This window comes from Vibrio sp. RM-41-2B, from assembly GCF_024744415.1.
Classification (GTDB): domain Bacteria; phylum Pseudomonadota; class Gammaproteobacteria; order Enterobacterales; family Vibrionaceae; genus Vibrio; species Vibrio diabolicus.
The window spans coordinates 1-21,851 of sequence record NZ_JAMQWD010000015.1 but is presented as its reverse complement, the minus strand read 5'-3'; the positions used below and the strand labels follow the sequence as shown (position 1 = coordinate 21,851).

The following is a 21,851-nucleotide window of genomic DNA, read 5'->3' as shown; positions in this document are numbered from 1 at the left end:
ACTTGAAACAGATAACAAGCATTAAGGTTTAAGCGATTTTAGCGACTCAATAGAAATGTCTTGCGAATAGTCGACGTCTTCAAAGTTAAAGCCATTTAGCTTCATAAACTCATCTTTAAAGCCTTGGTAATCACCAATCTCTTTAAAGTTATTCGCGTTCATTTGCTCTAAAAGAGCATGGACTTCTTGTTGTACTTGCGGGTCAAGCTCTAAGTCGTCTATTCGGATTAAGCGTTCGCCGTCAACAGGCACTTTATCTTGATCGTACAATTTAGTGGTAAACAGTCGCTGCATTTGTTCAATACAACGTTCGTGAGTACCTTTTTCCTTCATCACTCGATACAGTGCTAAAAGGTAGGGACTTAGCGCAGGAATGAACACACTGGCTTTCGTCACCAACGCCTTACACACTGTTGCGTAAGCACCGCCGTCAAAGTTGGCAAGTTTTAGATTCAACGAGTGACTTGTTTGGTGTAAATCGATTTTCGCTCGACCTAACGTACCATCGAGATAGATAGGGTGCGTAACGTCTGGTCCCATGTAAGAAAACGCGATGGTTTTGCAGCCTTGTGCAATCGAGTCGTTATTAATCAGTGTATCAATCCAGCTTTCCCAGTCTTCACCGCCCATCACTTTGATAGTGGCTTCGGCCTCTTCTTCTGTTGCGGGAGTTAAAGTGGTTTCAACCCACTGATCGTTCTCCAGCATAATTGAAGCGCCAGTGACAGACTCACCAATAGGCTTAATGACACTGCGCCAAAACTCATCAGACTCTGGTTTAGGTCGAACACCCGTCGCTAAGCTATAGATGACTAAATCAACTTCACCTTCAAAGTACGTTTCAATGGCTTCAATCACTTGATTGCGGACAGAGTCAGAGAATGCGTCACCAACAATATTGATGGCGGTACGCCCCGCGTGATTTGCTTCTTGTTTAAAAAAGATGTTGTTATACCAACCCGCACTTCCAACGCCTTTATCTGAAGGTCCGCGCTCGAAGGAGACACCAATGGTATCAGCTTTAGCACCTCCGAAGGTGAGGGCAATACGAGCCGCTAACCCGAAACCAGAGGAAGCACCAATAATCAAAACCCGTTTTGGACCGCTTTTGATCTGCGGGGCGTGTTTTACGTATTCAATTTGCTCTTTAATGGATGCATGACACCCGTATGGGTGAGCAGAGCGAGCAACAACACCTTGAATTAAAGGGTCTATTCGCATGTTGTTATCTATCCTCGATGAGTGGAATTGAAAATAGATTAACGTAAAGTTAAGTAAAACTTATTGAGCTAGACCATTAAAATTAGAGATGTTTAATTAATTCTTGAGCAACAAAGTCAGCAATCCAAGGCTGTGCATCAGGCTTTGGGTGAAGGCCATCATCCATCATCCACTCGGGTTTGATGACCACATGCTCCAAGAAGAATGGCATCAAGGTAACTTGTTGATGTTGTGCAAGCTTAGGGTAGATATCGTAAAACATATCGCTATAGCGCTTACCATAATTAGGTGGCACTCGAATTTGCATCATGACAACGTCCGCACCTGAATCTTTTATCATGGTAATCATTTTTGAGAGATTCGACGTAATAAGTTTAGGAGGGAAACCTCTTAGGCCATCGTTGGCACCTAACTCAATGAGCACCATATCAGGGCTGTGCTGGGTTAGCAGCTGCGGTAATCGAGCTAAGCCGTTGCCTGTAGTATCGCCAGAAATGCTGGCATTAATAACTGTTACATCTTGACCATGTTCTGACAACGCATCAGGGAGTAAGCTAGGCCAACTCTTTTCGATCGGCATCTGATAGCCCGCGCTCAGGCTATCACCTAAGACAAGTAGCTTTTCGCTCGCATGTGCAGTAGCGGAAAAACAAAAAAATAGAACTAAGGAAAGTATACGAATCATGCAAACACCTGTACTTAATGCACCTATTGTTCAAGCCAATTTGGTTTCTAAACAAGTCTCTACTAATCAAGAGCAATTAACAATCCTCAAAGATGTAAATGTTGACATCAGGAAAGGAGAGAAAATCGCCATCGTCGGTACTTCCGGTGCGGGTAAGTCAACGTTGATGACGTTGTTAGCTGGCCTTGATACACCAACATCAGGTGAAATTACCTTGTTGGGTCATGAGTTATCAAAACTTGACGATGAAGCTCGCGCAAAAATTCGAGCTGACTCTCTAGGTTTTGTTTTCCAAAGTTTCTTATTAATCCCGAGCTTGAGTGCATTACGCAATGTCACGCTTCCTTGTCTTTTACGTGGTGAAGCCGAAGATGAAGCAAGAGCCGCCGAATTATTAACCGCTGTTGGATTGGAAAAACGTGTCGATCATCTTCCAAGTCAATTATCTGGTGGTGAACAACAACGTGTCGCGCTAGCACGTGCCTTTATGACACAGCCTGAACTGTTGTTCGCAGACGAGCCTACCGGCAATCTTGACCATCAAACCGCAGACAAAGTGATTGAGCTGCTATTCGATCTTAATGAGCAGCATGGAACAACGCTGATATTAGTTACACACGATGGTCATCTAGCAAGTCGATGTGACCGTATTTATCGTATGGAGGCGGGTGAGCTTAAGGAGGAGGTGTAATGTCTGCAGTATCATCAAGCGAAGCAACATCGACAGAAAGAAGCAGTGCAATAAAACACTCGTCAAACAAAAGCCTAATACGTTGGAGTTTCGGCGAAATAAGACAGGGGAACCTTTGGCCTATTAGCGTCGCTCTTATTCTTGTGATTGCGAGCATCTTTGCGCTTTCTGCATTAGCGGAGCGAATGGAGCAGGTGATCGTCAAACAGGGGAAGGATGCATTGACAGCGGATGCGGTGTTTGTGTCTGCTAATCCTATACCTGACACGTTGTTATCCTCGACTGAAAACCTAGAACGTTCGACGATGACACGATTTGCCACGATGGCATTTAGCGACAATGGTATGCAGTTGATTTCTGTAAGGGCAGTGGACGACAATTACCCTTTAATGGGAGAATTGGTACTAGACAACAACCCATCTGGTCGCGTTAAAAAGAACCAACTCTGGCTTGATGAGCGGATTATGGCTCAACTAGACGTCAAGTCGGGTGACAGCGTCACTATAGGCGATGCCGATTTTACGGTTTCAGGTGCAGTGCTGATGGAACCTGGATTAAGCTTTAACCCATTTCAGCAAATGCCTTCTGCATACATTCATCAAAAAGACGTTGAGAAAACGGGAGCGATTCAAGTTGGGAGTCGAGTTCAATACCGTCTGTTTTTACAAGCCGATGATAAAACGCTAAAAGGCCTGCAAGAAGATACTGTTCTTTCTCCTAGTGATCGATGGCGCACGCAAGATACTGCCAGTCGTAGCAATGAGGTTTTTGAACGAACGACGCAGTATTTGTCTCTAACTGTTGCGATTGTCATCATTATGGCAGCGACAACATTGGTTCTTACTTGCCAAAACTATGTGAATAGTCGAACACAAACCATTGCGATGCTAAAAAGCCTTGGCGCAAGTCGACGATGGATTGAAAAATGGCTGTTTATTCAAGTCACAATCCTGCTCATTAGCGCCAGTGTCGTTGGGTTATTGTTGGGAAGTGGGCTGGAGTACTTGTTGCGCATTCCACTCAAAGACTTATTACCCGAGCCACTACCTAGTTACGGCGTCACTCCATATTTGGTGTCGTTTATCTCAGCGGTTCTGATTACCGTTCCTGCCCTTGGCATACCATTGTTGGGTTTGATTAAAACTCCAGCCTTAGAAGTGCTACAGCAGGGCAAAGTACAACGTTCTTGGAAGCGAATGTTGCTCGTTCTAGTCCCCGTTGTTCCATTACTTTTGCTTTATGCTGATAATACCTTAGTTTGGATTGTTCTTATTGGTATTGCAGTACTTTTTATTGTGCTTGCTGCAGTGAGCGTCGCACTCACAAAATTGTTTGCGCGTATTTCAACACAACCTGCCATGAAGCTTGCGTTGAGTCGTATCAACCGCACGCCAGTAACCAGTGGCCTGCAGTTTGGTGCTTTGGCGTTGTCTTTAATGCTGCTATCTATTATCTGGCTTGTGCGCAGCGATATTCTCGCGGATTGGGAGAGAACTTTACCTGCAGACGCGCCAAATGTCTTCGCATTAAATATTGGTGATTACGAACTCGATAGCTACCTAGAAACCTTAGATAAAAATGGGGTTACACGGTCACAAGCTTATCCAATTATTCGTGGTCGATTGACAGAGATTAATGGTCAAAACGTCAAAGAGATTGAATACGAAGGAGAAGGCTCTGACGCAATACGTCGTGAATTGAACCTTACGTGGGGAAACAGCCTGCCAGAGTATAATGATGTGCTTGCGGGTGAATGGACAAATAAAGGGAGTGTCTCCGTAGAAGCCGATGTAGCAAATGACTTGGGCATCGAACTTGGTGACAAACTGCGCTTTGTTATTAATAGCCAGAACTACGATGCGGTAGTAGATACCATTCGTTATGTTGAATGGCGTGATATGAAGCCTAACTTTTACTTTATTTTCTCATCCGACGTTATGGCTAATCTACCGGGTTCTTATCTCATCAGTTATAGAATTGATGAAGGGAACGAAGCACTATTAACGTCTATGTCTCGATCTCACCCAACGGTATCTGTTTTAGATATTCGTACCATGGGCGAAAAAATCCAGGATTTGATTCAACAAATCGTATCTGCAATCACTATTCTTGCTCTTTTAGGCGTGGTTGCGGGGTTGCTACTTATCTTTACGCTATTGAGATTAAGCTTATCCCAACGTCAGCAGGAGATCCGTTTGTATCGCACATTAGGTTCAAGTAAAAAACGGATCAATACAACTCTGTGGGCCGAATACGGCATTATGGCGTTGATAGCTAGCGGTGTCGCGGTATTCGCTGCCGAAGTTTGTGTTGCCGCGGTAATGATATATGGCTTCGACCTAAACGCACAAATTCACCCCGAATTGTGGATAGCTTTACCACTGGCAACATTTGTTACGTTGGCACTTGTCGTAATGAGTTTGTTGAAAAGATTGTTAACGCCAGTAAACACTTAATCACTGCAAATGTTATTAAATGTGGAACACTCCATGACACTTTTATTTTAGTTATCCACAAAAACAGTGGATAACTTTTGGGATAACTAAATGGGGTAAAAAGTGGGGTGTTTCTGCAGGCTTTGCGCCATGGGTCTTACAGTGAAATTGTTATTCACATAGGCATAAAAAAGTGTCTTCCTAACCATGTCGTCAAGTACTTTTTTTGCAATTTTTTTCTACTTTAACGCACCATAAAGGCGCAGTTGGATATTTCGCAAACCCATGAACTTTTTGTGATTTTAATCAAGCCCAAACACGAGTAGAATCCACCGTTAGTAAAGAATTTTCCTTATAAAATTTTTAGTGAAGCAATGAAGTCTGAGTTTCCAAATTACAAAGATAAGCACATCGCTGTTGTTGGTGGCGGTGTCGCAGGTGCAACAGCAGCAATTCATTTTGCGGAGCTGGGTTTTAAAGTTTCCGTAATAGAGAAGGGCGTATCACTGGTAAATGGTCCGCCCATTTGCCATTTACATGCAGGTGGCAACTTATATCGAGAGATTTCTGAGCAACAATGTTTAGATTTGTTAGCACAATCCATTGATACCGTTCGCCTATATCCGCTTTCACTGAATATTCGCCCGACGATCATTGCAGTCCCTTATTCTGATGGTGGAGACCCATCCGCACTTATTCCTCGACTAGAGGTGGTGAAAAATGCGTATCAAACGCTCGTTGATAAAGATCAAAGCAACAAAGTGCTCGGCGAGCCAAGCGAATACTACAAATTGTATTCAAAAGAGGATCTAGAAGCACTCGCACAACGCACTCAACCAAGTCACCCTGCAACCTTTGATGAGTGGTGTATTCCTTTTGCTCAACATGCTGATCTAGAAGCGCTAAAGTACCCAGTTGTGGCGGTTCAGGAATATGGCTGGAGTGTTTTTCGCCTTGCCGCAATTGCCAATTTAACGTTGAACGCTCTGCCAAACGCCTCAGTATGCACACAAGCAACGCTCAAACAAGCGGACTGGATGGGTAATCACTGGCAACTTGGTTACGAACGAGATGGCATTGATTATCTTATGACATGTGACTACTTGGTCAATGCATGTGGTTTTGAAACAGGATCCATTGACAATACCATCGGTGCCAAGCGTGATAGGTTAGTTGAGTTTAAAGCCGCTTACGTAACCAAGTGGGCAGACTGCCAACAACTTTGGCCAGAAGTTATTTTCCATGGACCGCGTGGAACTGATAAAGGAATGGCTCAACTGACCCCTTATGGTGATGGTTATTTTCAGCTTCACGGCATGACGAAAGGCATTACGCTATTTGAAGATGGCTTAGTTGAGAGTACACCGTTCTCAGCTCAGCCTGAACTGCCAGTTCCTTTACTCTCAAAGATACGTAACGGTTGGCGAGAAGAAGTCTTAGAAGAACGAACCAATAATGCTATCAAACACATGGCGCAGTTCATTCCCGACTATCATTCTGCTATCAAAGGGGGAAAAGCCCTGTTTGGTGCCCAGCAAATTCCTGGAACGGATCCGGTACTCAGGGCAGCCGATGTGACCTTTGAAGACAACCATTACGCGCGGATAGAAGTGGTAAAAGCGTCATCAACACTACTTGCAGCGCAAAAAATGCTTCAGTTCTGGTTTGATATTGAACCTAACCAAAATGTGGAATCCCAACATCCTGTCGCTGTGCATTGGTCTGAACAAGAAATTGAACAGTACGCGATTAAACTCACGCAAGAGCGAGATTATCCGCAAGCGTTAGCAGAGCGTTATGGGATGCCTGCATAACAGTTACGTATGGGCTCAGAGGTTGTATTAATATCCAAAAAACTGAGCCCATTGGCACCATACTTCTTGCAAGCCTTGTCTATCTCCTTTCACAAAATTGACTTTTTGCCCGGGTTTCGCCTGTGCCAGCCTTGGCAGGTCAGTACGTGCTACACAGCCAAACTTAGGATAGCCACCGATGGTTTGGTGATCGTTGAGCAACACAATGGGATTACCATCGTTAGGAACTTGAATCGATCCTAGCGCAATTCCTTCCGACAGTACGCCTTCGTAAGGCGGTTTGATTTTGTTTCCTTCAAGACGATAGCCCATACGATTTGAATCAGGGGATATGGTGAATGCGTTGCTATAAAAGGCTTGGCGAGCGTCTTCATCAAAGTCCTCATTTTGATAGCCTTCAATCACTCTCAGCTTGATAGGTAAGTTGTAATCCGGCTTAAAGCGAAACGTCATCAGCCTTGGTTTGTGTTTCGGTAAGTTATGAGGAAAAAAGGGAAGAATATCGCCTGCTTTTAAAGCGCCACCATTTGAGTCATAACCACCAAGAGATTCTCTCGTAACTGTAGAGGCACTTCCTAAGTGCTGAGCAATATCGAACCCACCTTTAACCGCAAGATAGGATCGAAGTCCATTTTTTGCGACTCCGAACTGCAACTTCTGCCCCTTCTTCAACGTAAAGTCAGACCAATTTGAGATAGGCTCACCATCTACTTTTGCATTCAAATCACCACCACATATTGCAAGATGGCAGTTATGTAGTGCGACAAAGCAAGCGTTACCCAAAGTAATTTCAATCGCAGCACAATTGACTACGTTACCAAGTAAATGGTTTGCCCAACTGTAGGCGTAATCATCTACGGGGCCACCTTGAGTCACGCCAATATGCGCTAATCCAAAACGACCAAAGTCTTGAATCAAAGAAAGTGGCCCTGACTTTTCCACCAGCAATCCAGCGTAACTCATAGAACACCTCCTAACTCGATAAACTTTTGTTTGGAAATGGCATTAAACGTGACCTTATCACCTACTTCAAACGGTATAAAAGGTGGCGTATCAGAGAAAAGGGGAAGCGGGCTTCTACCGATAATGTTCCATCCGCCAGGACTATCTGATGGATAGACGGCCGTTTTAGAGTCTGCGATTCCCACGCTTCCGGCTGGTACTCGCGTTCTTGGTGTAGCTAACCTTGGCATATGTAATTGAGTATCGACATCGGAGAGGAATGCAAAACCTGGAGCAAAACCAATCGCTGAAACCGCATACTCGGCTTGAGTATGTAAGGAAATGAGCGCGTCTAATGATAGTCCACGATCTTGAAAGCGGGGCAAATCTAGCGCGGTTTCTTCGGAGTAGTATACGGGAATAGTGATGTGGTTAGGTTGAACAAGGCTGAGCGATTGAGTATCAAACTGACTGATCATTTGATGCAGTTTATGCACTAAATCTTTTTCATTGATTCGAAAAGGCAAGTAATCAATCAGGATGGTTTGATAGGAGGGGACCACGTTCATAATGATTGACGCTAAAGTGTCTTTGATGTTTCGAGCAAGTTCTCCGACCGCATTTTCAGAGATATTCTCGTCAAACTTAATGAAAATACTGCACTCAGAGAGCAAAGAGATACTAAATTTCTCTTTATGCATTAATTTCCTCCCGCGTATAGGCTTTGACGGATCTTTTGGATCAGCGCGATCGACTCTTCATTGTCACCATGAACACAAATCGTATCGGCTTCCAGTAAAATGTAGCCGCCAGAAGCGGTTTTGACACGCCCAGAGTCTGCTAACGTACGGACTTGCTCAAGTATCGCATGCTCATTCTTTAACACGGCATCAGGCTGTGTCCTAGGTGTAAGTAATCCGTCATCTTGATACAAGCGGTCTGCAAATGCTTCAAACAGCAAGGGAACGTCATAGTCATCTGCGATTTCTAAGTATTTTTCGTTTTCCTGTGACGCTAAAATCATTAACGGCACTTTGAATAAAGCTGCCGCCTTTACGACTGCTCTAAATATCGCATCACTTTTCATCATGTCGTTGTATAACGCGCCATGAGGCTTTATATAGCTGATATCTGTGTATTGAGCCCGACAAAGTGCCTGTAAAGCGCCTACTTGGTATATAACCATGTTAGTAATTTCATCACCCGTCATGTTTATACTGCGCCTGCCGAAGCCTTGGAGGTCGGCGTAGCCCGGGTGTGCTCCAATATCAACATCGTTGTCGTTGGCGAGAGTGATAGTGTCGTGCATGACATTAGGATCGGAAGCATGAAAACCGCACGCGATGTTTGCCATATCAACATGAGGCATAACATCTTCGTCTGCCCCCATAATCCAAGAGCCAAAGCTCTCACCCATGTCACAGTTCAATGTAAGTTGCTGTTTATTCAATGTCATACGTTTTATTTCTACACAAGCAATGGGTTCACGATGCAGGAAAATGCATCTAGGTTCAGTGACTCACTTCATTCTTCTATCATGAAAGCGAGGTTTATGATCTGATGGCTGACGAAAAAGATCACTTTAGTCCATAAAGATGTTGCCGTTATTTGAGTTGATCCGAATTTTAAGGTATTTCGTTCCTTTTCCATCCAATTTTTGAGAATTTAAGGTTATTTTGCATTGTCATCGTGTTAATCTTGTCGCCCTTAATGGGTAATAGATTGCATAACAACGCTTCTGTCATTTTTAGTGGTTGTCTGCGACAGGAATACATATGTCATTACGAGCAAAGCTTATTTGGCCAATTTTGGTCTTTATAACGGCTATCTTTGTTATCTCAAAAGGTTATACCTCGTATACTGCATACCAATCGTCTAAGCATGAGTTGGTCGAACAAACGAGAAAGTTGATTAACAATGTTTCTTTCTCAATTAAAGATGCGCTAACGACAAAGAACAAGCAAAAAGCTCAAACTACTCTCATCAACTTTTTAAACCAGCCGAATGTTACGCGGGTTAAACTTTACGACCAAGATGATCAGCCTTTCGTTGTTCTTGAAGGAAGTGGGGTATCAGCTCCCGTCCCTAATCAAACTGAAAGAAGCAAGTTACACGCGCTAGGTTATGCCTTATCAGCCAAATTTCTTTATGTTCTAGAGCCAATTATTCACGATGGTCGTGTCATTGGCAGTATGAGGGTTACGCTTTCCCATCGTCCAATCATAGAAGCCCAACAATCTTTACTTCGAGATGGTGCTGTACTTCTTCTGTTGCTGTTCGCTGGTGGCACTATCTTTTACATAAGTATCGATAGGCTTGTTCTCAAACCTGTTATAGAACTGAGTCATACGATAGAGAGTGTGACACACGGACAAAATACGGATACTCAAGTTCGCTATTACTCCAAGGATGAAATTGGAGAACTCGCACATTCCTTCAATCAAATGATGAACAAGTTAACAACACGCGAGAAACAGCGGCAACATTCATTAGAAATGTTAGAACAAAAGCGGGCGTTTTCAGAAGAAGTCATTGAATCTATTCAACATGCATTAGTTATTACCGACAACTTCGGGCGTGTTATTTACTGTAATACTGCGACTCGGCAGATATTTCAAAAAAAGTCAGAGGAACTTGAGCATGCCAATATCCGTGATCTAATTAAAACGAAAACACCGAATGAGCTGAGCCAAATCCTAAGTAGGGGGTTAGAATGCGATGATATTCACCTCAAAAATGCAGACAACGAACAGCAATTGAGTTTAACCAGTCGTCGTTTGTCCACACATGGATACTTATTGTTCTCGATTCAAGATATCACCGAAATTGAAGAGGCCATGAGCAGGCAGCGTGTTGCAGGGCGTGTTTTTGAGAGCAGCCAAGATGGCCTCATCGTTCTTAATCATCGAGGTGTTATCACAATGGCTAACCCTGCGGTCACTAAGTTAGTTGGACTAGAGATGGATCAGCTTATTGGGAAGTCATTTATCCAAACACTTAAGTGGCGCAAGTTGCAGGAAATGATGCCTAGCATCATTGAATCGATAGAAAACTACGGGGTATGGCAAGGGGAAGTTATTGAGCAGAACCATCTTTGCCAGTTTGTGCCGATGTTTGCAAGGGTTAATCGTATCGTTAAATGTGAAGACCATGGGTTCTACGACCTAGTCATTGTTCTTACCGATCTTTCTGGTGCAAAAGAGATGGAACGACTTGAGTACTTAGCTCATCACGATGCACTAACGGGGTTAGCGAATCGCTCCACGTTCCATTTAGAGTTGGAAGAATTAGTACAACGGTCGGGATACTTACGTGACGAATTTGCGGTGCTTTACCTCGATCTCGATGGTTTTAAAGAGGTTAATGATACCTATGGCCATGACGCAGGTGATGAAGTTCTGAAAAAAGTAGCCGAGCGTCTAACATCTGCGACTCGACATAGTGATTTAATCGCAAGACTTTCGGGGGATGAATTTGTCATGTTGGTTAACCCTGCCAACCAAAAAGTCGTCACCCGCATTGCAGAACAACTGCTCGAAAGCGTATGCACACCAATCGAGTACAAAGGTAACTCGCTCAAGGTTGGCGTTAGCATCGGCGTAAAATTGGTCGGTGTTAATGAGCGAGATGCCACTCGAGTGTTAAAAAGTGCAGATACTGCAATGTATCAAGCTAAAAAAGCCGGAAAAGGCCAAGCAATATTAATGGGATGCGAATTGCAGGAGACAGTTTAAATCGTAACGTCAAAGCTTTAAACTAAACCCATTCGCGTCAGAAGGAATGATAAAATGAAAGTACTTGTTACGGGTGGTATGGGCTATATTGGTAGCCATACATGTATTCAAATGATCGAAGCTGGTATGACGCCAGTGATTCTAGATAACCTGTACAACAGTAAGTCTACGGTCTTAGAGCGCATTGAAAAGGTATGTGGCGTAAAGCCAACCTTCATCCAAGCCGATATCAGAGATAAATCGACAATGGTAGAGGTTCTAAAATCGCACGATATAGAAGCGGTTATCCATTTTGCAGGTTTAAAGGCCGTCGGTGAGTCCGTAGCAAAACCTCTAGAGTATTATGACAACAATGTGAATGGCACTTTGGTATTGGCTGATGCAATGCGCGAAGTTGGAGTTAAATCGTTGGTATTTAGCTCCTCAGCAACTGTCTATGGCGATCCTGCTTCTGTTCCAATCACAGAAGACTTTCCAACTAGCGCAACTAACCCTTATGGACGCAGTAAATTAATGGTGGAAGAATGTTTAACGGACTTCCAAAAAGCGAATCCAGATTGGAGCATCACACTTCTTCGTTACTTTAACCCTGTAGGTTCACATCCAACTGGTGAGTTAGGTGAAGATCCTCAAGGTATTCCAAATAACCTAATGCCGTTTGTTTCTCAAGTTGCGGTGGGCCGCCGAGAGTTCCTCTCTGTATTCGGTAGCGACTACCCAACGAAAGATGGCACCGGCGTGCGTGACTACATTCATGTGATGGACTTATCCGATGGTCACGTCGCTGCTTTGGAAAAAGTAGGTAACAAAGCTGGGCTTCATGTCTACAACCTTGGCACTGGCAATGGCTACAGTGTGCTTGAAATGGTGAAAGCCTTTGAAACCGCAAGTGGTAAAGATGTTCCATACCAACTTGTTGAACGTCGTCCAGGCGATATTGCGGAGTGCTGGGCTGATCCATCAAAAGCAATGAATGAGTTAGGTTGGAAAGCGTCTCGCACTCTAGAAGAAATGACTGGTGATACATGGCGTTGGCAATCTAACAACCCTCAAGGTTACCCAGACGCCTAATCTTGATTTACATAATAATAACAAAAAGACGCATAATTGCGTCTTTTTTGATCCAAATCGGAAAAAATCGTAAATTACTGGTTAAAAGGTAGCAAGTCTACATAGAGCTGTTAAACTATGTCCGACTCTTAATTTGGGTTATAAATTTTCTCATAGCTATTGGGGTAGTTCATGGAACTCGGTCTGATCATCACTTTTATCATTGCAGCAGCAGTAATGGTGAAAAAAGAGATGGCAAAACAGTAAACTTTCATTTTTCATACTTTTCTTTACATTTTTGAAATGAAAGCCATAAAAAAGCCAGCATTAAGCTGGCTTTTGTGTTTTCGGAGGCTTTAGAACTCGTATTTAGCTGTAATTGACCAGTTCCGCCCAGCTTGAGTCAGATCTTTGTTTTCTGTCTGAAGGTCACGAACATCATTCCAATTGTAGTACTCTTCATCTGTCACGTTGAACAGACCTGCTCGCAACGTAAGGTCTTTAATAGGTTTGTAGTACGCGGTGATATCTACAACCGTAGCTGCGGAGATAGGCAACACTTTATCGTCATTTATGTCGCTTTTATCTTTAGAAGCGGTGTAGTTAATGGTTAACTTGGTTCCCCAGTTTTGTTCTGAATCGTAATTTAAACCAGCGACAAGATTCCAAGGGTTAACACTGTTTAGTGGATTATTGTTTCCATCTTCACCTTCCGTATATGCCGCTGCTACACGAGAGCTAAAGCCTTCGATTGGCATGAACTTGTTCCACGAAAGTTGGTTTGAAAACTCAATACCTTTAATTGTCGCTTTGCCAATATTTACGTACTGCAGAATCGCAGGGTCAGTCACTGGTGTCCAAGTGCCAGAGACGGTTTTACTCTCGATGAAGTTGTCGTAATCGCTGTAGAAAACTGACACTTCACTGCTAGAAATGTCATTATTATGTCGCCAACCAAATTCGTACGAAATGCTGTCTTCTGCTTTTAAATCAGGATTTGGCTTAAAAATGTAGCCATGCATTGGGTTGCCGAAGGAGTAGTACAACTCTTGGAAATTTGGAGCACGGAAACCTTGGCTGATTTGTGCGAATAAACGATGTTGTTCATTAAGCTTATAAACAGAACCTAAGCGGCCTGTAAATGCAGAATCAGAAAACTTTTTGTAGTCGCTAGCCGCGTTACCACTTGGGTTGCTGCTTGTGTCACCTGGATCGGTTTCAAATGCATCCCACCGTACGCCCGGGGTAATCGTAAAGTTACCTACCGTAATTTCGTCTTGTAAAAAGAGCCCGTAACGACGCTCGCTCGCAGAAGGGATATAGAAAATTTCTTTGTTTGCGCTTGCACTGTTGTACTCTTTGTTAACATTCTTGATGTCTTTATCACTGAAGGATGCACCGTACACAAAGTAATGCTCTGTACTACCAAGCATGAGATATTTGTCGAACTGAGAATCAAACTGGTAGCCTTCATCCTCGTAGGTGTAGTCTTTACGTTGGTTATTCTGACCTTTAACACGATCAGTAATGCCGTTTTCTTCTTTGCTAAGCCAATCTAGTTGCCAGGTAAGGGAGTCCGCTACGGCCGTTTGCATCTCCCAAATATGTTTTATACCAACTTGATATTGTTCTGTTACATCTTCACTTGTTGCATTAGTATAACCGTTGTAAGACTGCTTTCCGTTGCCTTTGTTGCGAATATAATTCCCATTGAACTCAACACGATGTGCATCATTGAGTTGGTACTGAAGCTTAACCAGTAAGTTGTTCGCTTCTGTATCTGCATCTGCTAGATCTCCAAAGTTATCCAGTTCATTGCCGTCGCGACGCGTATAAGCAAGTAAAGATTCCAAATCGCCAGTTTTGTGCGCTAATGCCACAGATTCACTGAATGTATTGTCTTCGGAAGAGTAGTTGAACTTCGCATGACCACCAAAGTTACGACCCTTAAGGAAATCAGCCGGATCTTTGGTTTCAAATGCAACAATGCCACCAATTGCGTCAGAACCATGTAGAGACGATGCTGCACCTTTTACAATTTCAACCGCTTTTATTAGGTCGGTATCAACGTTAACGCGAGCAGAGTTAATGAACGTATTCCCTGATTCGAACTGGTTACCTTGAGATACGCCGTCCACAAGAACTTTAATTCGATTGCCTTCGATGCCACGGATATTGATACTCTGGACACCTTGGCGAGAGTTTGTCTTAACCGTGACTCCTGGCGTGTACTCAAAGAGATCATCTAAGCCAGTGACCATGCTTTCTTCGATGTTCTTATCAGTAACGATCGCAACAGAAGCAGCAGTGTCTTCGATTTGGCTATTAGTACGAGTCGCAGTCACGACCACTTCATTGAAGGTTGAATGATCTTCAGCGTAGGCACCTTGGGATAGTGCAATCAGAATAGAGGCTGACAAAATGGTTTTTTTATACATTGGCTTCAATACCTTAGATCCATAATAGGTAACAACAAACGGGATATTAATGGATCTAAATAATAATTACTATCATTACCATTGTCATTTGTGGTTTTATCTTGAGTAGAACTCTTAGGTTATGAGCATTTCTAGTCTTTAGTTATCAGTGTGTTATATTGTTTAATGTTAGTTATTGATAAGATCATCCAAATACAATCAATGTGACAAAAATCACATTAAGAGAGGCCATGTGCAGAGTCCAATTACGTTAGAAGCGCTCCATATTCTGGATGCCATTGACCGAAGAGGGAGTTTTGCAGCTGCTGCGAATGAGTTAGATAGAGCCCCGTCATCACTGAGCTATCAGATCCAGAAACTCGAGCAAGACTTAGACATCATTATCTTCGACCGCTCTGGCCACAAAGCCCATTTTACTGAAGCAGGAAAGCTCATCCTTGAAAGAGGACGAGCCATTTTACAAGCCAGTGAAAAGTTAGTGAATGATGCAACGTTATTGGCGAATGGCTGGGAACTGGATATTACCATTGCCTTTGATGGCATTATTCCTATATCCAATTTCTTCCCTATGGTTGATGCATTGGCTGAAGTCAGCTCAACACGAGTCAGACTGCAAGAAGAGATCTTGGCTGGTAGCTGGGAATCGCTGAATACAGGTAGAGCGGATTTACTGATTTGCCCATCACTGGATACACTTCCTCAAGAAGTCAAATCAGAAAAAATTGGTAAAATGAGCATGTTTTGGGTAGCGGCAGCTGATCACTATGTTCACAAGCGTAGTGGTAAGTTTGATGAGGCGGCGCGAGAAAAGTACCGGATCATTGCCATTGCAGACACTGCACGCGAACAACCTGCGCTCTCAATTAATATCATTCAAAAACAGCCTCGCTTGACCGTCACCAACTTTACGGCAAAAGTAGATGCGCTCACTGCAGGTTTAGGCATTGGTACGTTACCAAGCCAAATTGCACAACCTTTGATTGATAGTGGCGTATTGAAGCGAATCGAAGGTACAGAAGAGCAGCCGATGGATATTATCTTAGCATGGCGCCGAAATACCATGGGTGAGGCGAAATCCTGGTGTATTCAATACTTGAAAAAGAATTGGAAACTAAAGTAACAACGTAACTTTTACTTCTTAGGTTCCCATTGCTTATCGAATCTAAGAAGTAAAGTTATCGCTAATGCTTTATTTTTCAATTTAAAGGGAGCACCATATCTGCCGTACCATCGGCAAACTGAACATCGACTTCAAATCCCAGATTTTGAGCTAACATCAACATCCCTCTGTTTGTAGGCATGGTCATTCCAGACATTTGCTTTGTGCCTTTAATCTTGCAATAGCTGATAATTTTCTGCATCAGCACTTTACCTAAGCCTTTTCCTTTCAAATCTGAACGAACCAAAATAGCAAACTCAGCATCACTATTATCTGGTGTAATCAATGCGCGGGCTACGCCTATGATAGACGGTCCGTCGGTATTAAACGCTACAGCAACAAACGCCATTTCGCGGTCATAGTCGATTTGAGTGAAGTTTGCCAAAGCCTCATGGTTGAACTCACCAACCTCAGAAAAGAAACGCTTATACAGATCTTCTTTCGATACGCTATTAATGAATTGAGCATGCAGCGGCTCATCTTCAGGCAGGATAGGGCGAAGCAGGATAGGTTGGCCATCTCGAAGCGTTACAGTTTCGACAAATTCTGCCGGGAAAGGACGAATCGCCAGACGTTTTTGCGCATCTCCCTCGTATTTACACAGTGTGATGTCCGCATCGAGGATAGTTAAATCGCTTCCCGACACCAACACTGGATGGATATCCAGTCTTTGTATTTCTGGCAACTCAACCGCCATTTGGGAGATACGAACTAAGAATTTCGACAACTCACTAATATCGAGCGCATCTTTGTGTTTCTGCAGGCGAATCTTTCCAGACTTTAAAGCAACAACAACAAGGTAGCGTGCAAGCGTCATGTTCAAAGGAGGAAGTGCAGCGACGGCATCTTGGGCGATATTCCACTCCGAGCCGCCTTGACCCAGCAAGATGACAGGTCCAAAGACCTTATCTACTGCAATGCTAATCCTTAGTTCTTCAGCGCTGCCGAGCTTTGCCATACCTTGCACCAACAGACCGTGTACATTGGCAGAAGGGTAACTTAGCTTTACGGTATCTAGAATGGATAGCGCTGCGTTGGAAACTTCTCGACTGTTTCTCAAATTCAGGGCGACACCGTGTACATCCGATTTATGAGGAATGTCTGGAGATCGCAACTTAACCGCAACAGGGTATCCGATATTTTCTGCCATATGCACGGCTTCAATTTCGTCAGATGCAATCCATGTTGGCAGAACATTAAACCCGAACAGCTTAAATAATGGGCTGGTTTGATGCGTATCCAAGGTGACTGTGTTTTTATCCAGTAGTCGTTCATTTACCCATTCTTTTGCAGAACTCACACTTCCAGAGTGCAATGGCTCAGCCGTCGTTGGCGTTTCCATTAATTGCTTCTGGTTTCGGCGATACTCAACCAAGTGCATGTATGCAACAACCGCACTTTCCGGCGTTCGATAGGTTGGAATGCCAGCTTGAGTAAATGCCAGTCGTGCCTCTCTCGACGTTTGTTCTCCTGACCAGTTGGTCAAGATATTAAAATGCTTATGCCGAGGGTGAGCCTTGATCGCCTCAATAACAGCTTGAGCAGTTTCAAGAGGGTCGGAAACCGCTGAAGGACTATGCATAATCAAGATCGCATCTGCACAGTCGTTATTCATCAGTGCGTTAATGGTGTCAATGTAGCGTTTTTTTGTTGCGTCACCAGACAGATCAATCGGATTTCGAGCGCGCCAGTTGGACGGGAGTACTGTTTGTAATTGCTCAATGGCAGCGTCATCAAGCGTTGCGAGCTGGCCACCACGTTCAATCAAAGTATCAACGGACATAACTGCAGGGCCGCCGCCATTGGTGACGATCGCTAAACGCTCCCCACGAAGTGGAACAGAATGCGTGAGTGTTTCTACCGCAGCGAAGAGCTCATGCGTATTGCTGACTCGTAACATACCAGTTCGACGGATGGCAGAATCGTAAATTACATCAAGCGTATCACCATCTTGCTGTTCGAAAGTATTCATCTCTTTAGAGCGGCCAGCTTTTAATACCAATATACGGCGGTTACGTGAAGCAGCTCGCGCAGCAGACATAAATCGTCGAGCATCTTGGATGTTATCCACATAAAGCAGAATAGCTTCCGTATTCCCATCCATACTTAAGTAATCAAGCAAATCAGCAAAATCGATATCCTGTCCGCGTCCAATCGAAATGAACGAAGAAAAGCCAATATTCTTATCATTTGCCCAGTCTAACACTGTGGTACAAACCGCCGCAGATTGTGAGATGAACGCAATTTTTCCGGGCTTAGCCGCAACAGGAGAAAACGTGCAGTTAAAATTGTGCCAAGGCAAGATAATACCTAAGCTGTTTGGTCCTAAAACTCGAATATTCAATGATGAAATATTTAAAGGCTGGGCGTCATCAGAGATAACAATCGCAAACGGTGTGCCTCTCTCATCTAACTCTTTAAGCAGTTGCTCGTTGCGTGAAACGTTCGTACATAAAATCGCAATATCTGGCGTATAGGGTAGGGAAGCCACATCAGGGTAGGCTATAACTCCGGATACCGCTTTGTATCGCGGCGTTACTGGCATAATCGCGCCACCAAACCCACTTTGTAGAAGGTTGCGCATAACTACATGTCCTGCTCGCAATGCTTTTTGAGATGCCCCAATAACGGCCACAGAGTTGGGTTTAAAGAGTTTATGTAGTTTATTCATGCTGACTCCTAGCCGTTTGCAAGTAACGTTTGCCTATCGGTTTAATATCAATCATAAACGAATAATTTATTGATAAAACGTCTTCAGACCAGACATTGCATAAAATGTGGGCGATGCTTATGGAGTTTGTGTTATTCATCACATCAAAATCACAGATTATTGTATTTGATGCTTGATAAACGGCCCTGCTATCGGCATGATTTATCGTAATATTTATCCAGAGCATTTGTTACTTCATGAAAAAAATCGCAATCATCGGCTTGTCAGTCCTGCTTTCTGCTTGTGCATCTGAAACTTACATCACAGACGTAACTTCTGAAAGTTATCGAGAGGACTACAAATCAGATCGTATCTCTAAGCCAATTATGGCGTCTGAAAACGCGGTAGTAGAAAAAGACGTACAACCAACTGTTGTGAAAATGACGGCAAAGCCTGAAGAGAAGAAAGTAGTCAAGCTAACGCCAAAAGAGCAGGCGAAGCCAGTTAAGATCGTACCACCGAGTAAAAAGCAAGCAGGTATTCAACGATTCGGCTATACCATTCAAGTCGCGGCTGTGGGTAGCCAAGCGAAAGTCGATCAGTTTGCAAATAAGCTGCCACAGAACGGTCAGCCAATTTGGGAAAACTACAAAGTCGTCAACGGTACTAAGTGGTTCTCAGTTTTATACGGAGACTACGCAACAAGCGCGGAAGCCAAGCAAGCGATTTCGACTTTGCCTGCTCAATTTCAGCAGTTAAGACCATTTGTTAAAAGCATTGACGCCATTAAAAACTCAGCTTACCCAACGCTTAACAAATTAAACTAACACATCAAATAAGGGAGCGAATAGCTCCCTTATTTATTTGTTCAAATCCTACTCGAACAAAATTCCTCACACTAAAATTACTGTACGTCACACTTCAAAGGTTTATCATAATAAATAGTATCTTTTGTAGGTCACGGAAAGATTGATTCATGATTAAAAATATTCTTCTACTATGCGGCGGCGGCTCTTCTGAGCACGAGATTTCATTATTGTCTGCAAACTTTGTCGAACAACAATTAAATCTTCTTGAAGACGTTCACGTTACACGCGTAGAAATTAAAAACGAAGGTTGGATGACCAACCAAGGTGAGTTGGTTTACTTGGATCTCAATACCAAGCAGTTGTGCTCAAGTGAATCTAATCAAACCATCGATTTCATTGTGCCTTGTATACATGGTTTTCCAGGCGAGACAGGTGATATTCAATCTCTGTTTGAAATCGCAGGCATTCCTTACCTTGGTTGCGGGCCAGAAGCAAGTAGCAATAGCTTCAATAAAATCACATCTAAGCTTTGGTACGACGCTATCGGCATTCCCAATACGCCTTACTTATTCTTAACGCGCAACGATGAAGAAGCTCATGCTCAAGCTCATAAAGCGTTTGAAAAATGGGGAAAAGTCTTTGTCAAAGCCGCTCGTCAAGGGTCATCTGTTGGATGTTACAGCGTCATAGAAAAAGATAAACTTTCCAATGCAGTAAATGATGCGTTTGGGTTTTCTGACCAAGTGTTGGTTGAAAAATCAGTAAAACCACGAGAGCTTGAAGTTGCTGCATATGAGATGAATGGCCAGCTGCACATAACCAAACCAGGCGAGGTTATTGCACCTGACGGTGCTTTTTACTCGTACGATGAAAAGTACAGCAGTTCAAGTCACTCGCTCACCGAAGTTGAAGCGAAGAATCTAACCCAAGCACAATTAGATGCAATTCAGCACGCATCTGAAAGGGTATTTAAGCAAATGAATCTTCGCCATTTGTCTCGTATCGACTTTTTCTTAACGGAAGATGATGAGGTTTACTTAAACGAAGTAAACACATTCCCAGGTATGACTCCTATCTCGATGTTTCCTAAAATGCTTCAAAATAACGGGCACAAATTCCATGAGTTCTTGGAAGATTGTATAAACAGTGCAAAGTGATTAACGTTATCGAGGCGCGTTTTATGATAGAAATTGTTTTCTAGAGCAAGGTTTATTCAAGCCGTATTTGAATATTGCTCAGTAGCAATTATGATTATATCAACGCATTAAACAGATGACTCAGTGGTATGGCGATTTCAAACTATAGAGGTTTTAACCTGCAGTCAGGCGGACCAGATGGCAGTATTTGGAAGGTTAAAATCAAAAACCACGTCTTACAAGGCAGTTTGACGGCGGTAAAGAAAAGCATTGATTGGTGGTGCGATACCGCATCAATTATTGATCCCAAAGAGTTTGCTGCGCTTGGACAAAGAGCGCAGCAAGTTGGTGGTGCAAAATCAGAAGTCTTTAACGGTTATACTATTCAAAATGATACAGGTCAGCCCAACTCTTGGTACTGTATGTTTAATGGTAAACTGATTAAGGGTAGTAAAACTGCTATTCAACGTCATATCGAAGCTTATTTAGTTGCAAAGCAAAAAGCGATGCAAGCTCAACAACAAAAGAAACAATAGAATGACTCTGGTATATTCAACAGAAACCGGTCGAATTAAGCCGGAAGAAGAAAAAACATCTCGCCCCAAAGGCGACGGTATTGTACGAATTCAGCGCCAAACGAAAGGCCGTAAAGGTAAAGGTGTATGCATCGTGACAGGTTTAGACTTGGATGATGCACCTTTAAAATTATTAGCTGCAGAACTCAAAAAAGTCTGCGGCTGTGGTGGCTCGGTAAAAGATGGCAATATCGAAATTCAAGGTGATGCTAGAGACAAGATCAAAGCGCATCTTGAAAAGAAAGGCATGACAGTCAAATTAGCCGGTGGCTAATTTACATTAAGGAAAACTCAGAATGGCGTCTAAAAATAGACGCCATTTTTTATTTTAGTAAGTAATACGCTAATTGAAGAACAAGCAATCGCAGATTGATAGATCGATATTAGCTATTTTATGGTAAATAGCCATTATGTTTAATACTCACATTAAAGGCTTTAAATTTCAAATTCACAGGGGAATAGTGCTCATTGGCAACATTTGGCGTACGAGCACATGCAATTTAACATAATAT

The 21,851-nt window shown here is 43.1% G+C and carries 17 protein-coding genes; 10 read left to right on the top strand and 7 right to left on the bottom strand.

Going from position 1 to position 21,851, the window contains the following annotated elements:
• Positions 1–21 precede the first annotated feature (21 nt).
• Together fabV and tesA are read right to left on the bottom strand one after the other, a co-directional pair.
• The gene (gene fabV / locus NB463_RS10370) at positions 22–1,221 is read right to left on the bottom strand and encodes an enoyl-ACP reductase FabV (protein ID WP_182033675.1); all 1,200 of its coding nucleotides are present in this window, start codon (positions 1,219–1,221) and stop codon (positions 22–24) included.
• 82 nt (positions 1,222–1,303) lie between these two features.
• The gene (tesA, locus tag NB463_RS10365; protein ID WP_005395483.1) at positions 1,304–1,906 is read right to left on the bottom strand and encodes a multifunctional acyl-CoA thioesterase I/protease I/lysophospholipase L1; all 603 of its coding nucleotides are present in this window, start codon (positions 1,904–1,906) and stop codon (positions 1,304–1,306) included.
• Between tesA and NB463_RS10360 the strand changes: the two genes are divergently transcribed.
• The 3 genes from NB463_RS10360 (at position 1,905) to NB463_RS10350 (ending at position 6,846) form a co-directional block, all read left to right on the top strand.
• Positions 1,905–2,597 carry an ABC transporter ATP-binding protein gene (locus tag NB463_RS10360; RefSeq protein ID WP_005395482.1) on the top strand — a complete coding sequence of 231 codons (693 nt, stop codon included), beginning with the start codon at positions 1,905–1,907 and terminating at the stop codon, positions 2,595–2,597. The two genes, tesA and NB463_RS10360, sit on opposite strands and share 2 nt — an antisense overlap.
• Positions 2,597–5,053 carry an ABC transporter permease gene (locus NB463_RS10355; RefSeq protein ID WP_258431153.1) on the top strand — a complete coding sequence of 819 codons (2,457 nt, stop codon included), beginning with the start codon at positions 2,597–2,599 and terminating at the stop codon, positions 5,051–5,053. Before NB463_RS10360 ends, NB463_RS10355 begins: the two co-directional genes overlap by 1 nt.
• Positions 5,054–5,406: 353 nt before the next feature.
• On the top strand, positions 5,407–6,846 hold the full coding sequence (locus tag NB463_RS10350) for an FAD-dependent oxidoreductase (protein ID WP_053808418.1): 1,440 nt from the start codon (positions 5,407–5,409) through the stop codon (positions 6,844–6,846).
• A gap of 27 nt (positions 6,847–6,873) precedes the next feature.
• Here the strand turns inward: NB463_RS10350 and NB463_RS10345 are convergent, their stop codons facing one another.
• From NB463_RS10345 to NB463_RS10335, 3 genes are read right to left on the bottom strand one after another with little or no spacing between them, the layout of a single operon-like run.
• Positions 6,874–7,809 (bottom strand): biotin-dependent carboxyltransferase family protein, encoded by a 936-nt coding sequence (locus NB463_RS10345; protein ID WP_258431152.1) that lies wholly within the window; start codon positions 7,807–7,809, stop codon positions 6,874–6,876.
• Entirely contained in the window at positions 7,806–8,489 is a 684-nt protein-coding gene (locus NB463_RS10340) for a 5-oxoprolinase subunit B family protein (RefSeq protein WP_258431151.1), read from the bottom strand. Before NB463_RS10340 ends, NB463_RS10345 begins: the two co-directional genes overlap by 4 nt.
• Positions 8,489–9,244 (bottom strand): 5-oxoprolinase subunit PxpA, encoded by a 756-nt coding sequence (locus NB463_RS10335; protein ID WP_074190669.1) that lies wholly within the window; start codon positions 9,242–9,244, stop codon positions 8,489–8,491. Before NB463_RS10335 ends, NB463_RS10340 begins: the two co-directional genes overlap by 1 nt.
• A gap of 319 nt (positions 9,245–9,563) precedes the next feature.
• Between NB463_RS10335 and NB463_RS10330 the strand changes: the two genes are divergently transcribed.
• A complete protein-coding gene (locus NB463_RS10330; RefSeq protein ID WP_258431150.1) occupies positions 9,564–11,522 on the top strand; it encodes a diguanylate cyclase domain-containing protein in 1,959 nt (652 codons plus the stop codon).
• A 54-nt stretch (positions 11,523–11,576) separates the two neighbouring features.
• Complete coding sequence (gene galE / locus NB463_RS10325; protein WP_258431148.1) at positions 11,577–12,593, top strand: UDP-glucose 4-epimerase GalE; 1,017 nt, start codon at positions 11,577–11,579, stop codon at positions 12,591–12,593.
• A 335-nt stretch (positions 12,594–12,928) separates the two neighbouring features.
• On the opposite strand, the gene NB463_RS10320 is transcribed toward galE, so the two are convergent.
• Complete coding sequence (locus NB463_RS10320; protein ID WP_258431147.1) at positions 12,929–15,010, bottom strand: TonB-dependent hemoglobin/transferrin/lactoferrin family receptor; 2,082 nt, start codon at positions 15,008–15,010, stop codon at positions 12,929–12,931.
• 232 nt (positions 15,011–15,242) lie between these two features.
• Here NB463_RS10320 and NB463_RS10315 point away from each other — a divergent pair, with 232 nt between their 5' ends.
• Positions 15,243–16,130, top strand: coding sequence for a LysR family transcriptional regulator (locus NB463_RS10315; RefSeq protein WP_005395465.1), 888 nt, complete (start codon positions 15,243–15,245; stop codon positions 16,128–16,130).
• A 76-nt stretch (positions 16,131–16,206) separates the two neighbouring features.
• Here NB463_RS10315 and NB463_RS10310 read toward each other — a convergent pair whose 3' ends face one another.
• Positions 16,207–18,840: a bifunctional acetate--CoA ligase family protein/GNAT family N-acetyltransferase gene (locus NB463_RS10310; RefSeq protein WP_085344749.1), complete on the bottom strand. Its 2,634-nt coding sequence runs from the start codon at positions 18,838–18,840 to the stop codon at positions 16,207–16,209.
• A 236-nt stretch (positions 18,841–19,076) separates the two neighbouring features.
• Here NB463_RS10310 and NB463_RS10305 point away from each other — a divergent pair, with 236 nt between their 5' ends.
• The 4 genes from NB463_RS10305 to yciH all read left to right on the top strand — a co-directional run bounded on the left by NB463_RS10305 (position 19,077) and on the right by yciH (position 21,613).
• On the top strand, positions 19,077–19,646 hold the full coding sequence (locus tag NB463_RS10305; protein WP_005390018.1) for an SPOR domain-containing protein: 570 nt from the start codon (positions 19,077–19,079) through the stop codon (positions 19,644–19,646).
• Between the two features lie 149 nt (positions 19,647–19,795).
• Positions 19,796–20,785, top strand: coding sequence for a D-alanine--D-alanine ligase (locus NB463_RS10300; protein ID WP_258431146.1), 990 nt, complete (start codon positions 19,796–19,798; stop codon positions 20,783–20,785).
• A gap of 128 nt (positions 20,786–20,913) precedes the next feature.
• Positions 20,914–21,300 (top strand): DUF3319 domain-containing protein, encoded by a 387-nt coding sequence (locus NB463_RS10295; protein WP_005395460.1) that lies wholly within the window; start codon positions 20,914–20,916, stop codon positions 21,298–21,300.
• A 1-nt stretch (position 21,301) separates the two neighbouring features.
• A complete protein-coding gene (gene yciH, locus NB463_RS10290; RefSeq protein ID WP_012842285.1) occupies positions 21,302–21,613 on the top strand; it encodes a stress response translation initiation inhibitor YciH in 312 nt (103 codons plus the stop codon).
• Positions 21,614–21,851 lie beyond the last annotated feature (238 nt).